The sequence below is a fragment of the Streptomyces capoamus genome (assembly GCF_014654935.1).
Classification (GTDB): Bacteria; Actinomycetota; Actinomycetes; order Streptomycetales; family Streptomycetaceae; genus Streptomyces; species Streptomyces capoamus.
Genome location: NZ_BNBF01000001.1, coordinates 492481 through 494936, shown reverse-complemented (window position 1 = coordinate 494936; position 2456 = coordinate 492481). Strand labels below are relative to the sequence as shown.

Annotated in this window: 3 protein-coding genes; all 3 read right to left on the bottom strand. The window is 74.3% G+C overall.

Translation table 11 applies throughout. The features are described 5' to 3' along the window. A partial coding sequence (locus IE312_RS38520; RefSeq protein ID WP_229898895.1) for a glycosyltransferase occupies positions 1-488 on the bottom strand: 488 nt, incomplete at its 3' end. Next, positions 485-1054 (bottom strand): LbetaH domain-containing protein, encoded by a 570-nt coding sequence (locus IE312_RS02190; RefSeq protein ID WP_229898893.1) that lies wholly within the window; start codon positions 1052-1054, stop codon positions 485-487. The genes IE312_RS02190 and IE312_RS38520, both read right to left, overlap by 4 nt. A 91-nt stretch (positions 1055-1145) precedes the next feature. Beyond that, the coding region (locus tag IE312_RS02185; RefSeq protein WP_229898891.1) for a sugar transferase at positions 1146-2456 on the bottom strand (1311 nt) is incomplete at its 5' end.

Here is a 2456-nt window from a genome sequence, read left to right as displayed (position 1 = left end):
GCGACCAGCCGGCGTTCCCGCTCGGTCAGGACGCAGCACGCGCGCGCCCGGCGCAGCAGCGGCAGGTACGGCAGGTCGAACAGCCGGACGGGCAGCGCGGTGCGCGGCTCGACCATGCCGTGGGTCTGGACCACGCACGGCACCCGGCGCAGCGCGGCGACGGCGAGGGCGGTGAGGGAGACCAGGTCCCGTCCCGCGTGGACGTGCACGACGTCGGCGGCGCGCACGGCCCGCCACAGGTCGCGTACGAGCAGGGGGTGGAGCAGGCCGATGCAGCCCCGCCCCGGCAGCAGCGCACGGGCCGGACGGGTGCGCAGCCGGACGGCGCCGATCCGGTCGGGGGCCGGGCCGCTGCCGCGCCACAGCGACATCAGGGTGACGTCGTGACCGCGTGCGGCCAGTTCCTGCGCCTGGGCGACCGCGACGCTCGGCGGACCGCCGAAGAGGCCGTCGTCGCTGACCAGTGTGACCACGTGGAGCAGCCTCATGCCGTTCGTCCGCTCGTCGTCAGGACCGTGCCTGGCGCGAGGTCCCGGTGGGCGACGGCGCCGGCGCCCACGACGCCGCCCCGGCCGACGGTGACCCCGCGCAGGACGACGGCACGGGCCGCGACCCAGCTGCCCGGCTCCAGCCGGATGGGGCCGTTGTCGAACTCGAAGGTGGCGGAGCGGGGGCGATGGCCGCCCGTGCACAGCAGCGCGCTCTGCGAGACACAGCAGTCGTCGGCGATCGTGACGGGTTCGAGGTTGAGGATCCAGGCACCCTCACCGATCCACACGTCGTCGCCGATCTCCAGTTTCCACGGCCAGTGCACCCGCACTCCGTGCCGGATCAGCACCCGCTGCCCGACCCGGGCCCCGAAGGCGCGCAGCAGCGCGGGGCGCCAGCGGGCCGGGCACCACCACTTGACGAAGACCAGGTGGAGGACGGCGAACCAGGCGGCCTGCACGAGCACCGGGCGCCCCTTGTCGTACCCGGCGCCGGTGAAGCCGCGCAGGGAGCGCTCCACGACGGGCCGGCGGCCGAGGGCCGGCCCGGGATCTGAGGCGTTCACGTGCGTGATCCTTCATGCCCCGGGCGGCGAAGGGCCCGCGCTCGCGGCGTGTCGGCGGCAGGCCTGCCCGGATGGAGGACCCGCAGGACCGTCAGTAGGCGCCCTGGCCGTTCAGCACCGCGCGTACGGTGCGGGCGATCACGTTCATGTCCATGGCGGGCGACCAGTTGTCGACGTAGCGCAGGTCGAGCGAGACCGTCTCGTGCCAGGACAGGTCCGAGCGGCCGCTCACCTGCCACAGCCCGGTCAGGCCGGGTTTGACGTGCAGCCGGCGCATCTCCACCGGGTCGTACTCGACCACCTCCTCCGGCACCGGCGGGCGCGGGCCGACCAGGGACATGTGGCCGAGGAGGACGTTGAACAACTGGGGCAGTTCGTCCAGCGAATAGCGGCGCAGGAAGCGGCCCAGCGGGGTGACCCGGGGGTCGCGGCGCATCTTGAACATGTGGCCGTCGTTCTCGTTCGCCGCCGCCAGCTCGTCCTTGAGGCGGTCCGCGTCGACGATCATCGTGCGGTACTTCCACATCGGGAACCGCGTGTGGTTCCGGCCGACCCGGATCTGGCGGTAGAAGGCCGGTCCGGGTGAGCCGAGCCGCACCGCCAGCGCCAGCAGGAGCAGCAGCGGCGAGAGCAGCACGATCAGCAGCAGCGCACCCACCCGGTCCACGGCCTCCTTCAGCAGGACCGGCACCCCCCGGCGCAGCGGCGGCGCGATGTGCAGCAGGGTGAGCCCGGACGCGGAGGTGAGCCGGACCCGGCGGCGGGCGACCTCGACGATGCCGGGCAGAACGACGATCGGGCACCCGCGGTCGTGCACAGCCCAGGACAGCCGGCGCAGCCGCTGGCCCGACAGGTGCGGGCCGGGGACCACGAAGACGAGGTCGGCGGCGAGTCCGTCGGCCGCCCCGAGCACCGTCTCGGCGTCGTGTCCGCACGCCTCGGGCTCCGCCCGGGGCAGCCGCACGTACACGGGGACACCGGAGAGGACCTCCTCCTCCCCGACGGGGCAGCACCCCACGATCACGTACTCGTGGTCGGTGCGCTGGGCCAGCTGCCCGACCACCGCGTCGATCGTCGCGCCCTCCCCGACCACCAGGACGTGGCGCAGCGCGCGGCCGTTGCGGCGGGCGGCCAGGAGATGGCGGTGGATCAGCTTGTGGCACGCCGCGGTGAGGACCAGGGCGGGGATCAGCGCCGTGAAGGCCTCGGCCGGCACGCTCTGCAGTCCGCACAGCACGCGCAGCGTCGCCAGCGCGCCGACCAGCAGCAGCCAGTCCCTCAGCACGGCCCCCAGACCGCCGCCGTCGCCCCAGGCGGACGGCGTGTACCGCTTGCCGGCCACCCTGATCAGCGGCCACAGCAGGGCGGCCACGGCCGCCAGACGCAGGGGGTGGGGTTCGTG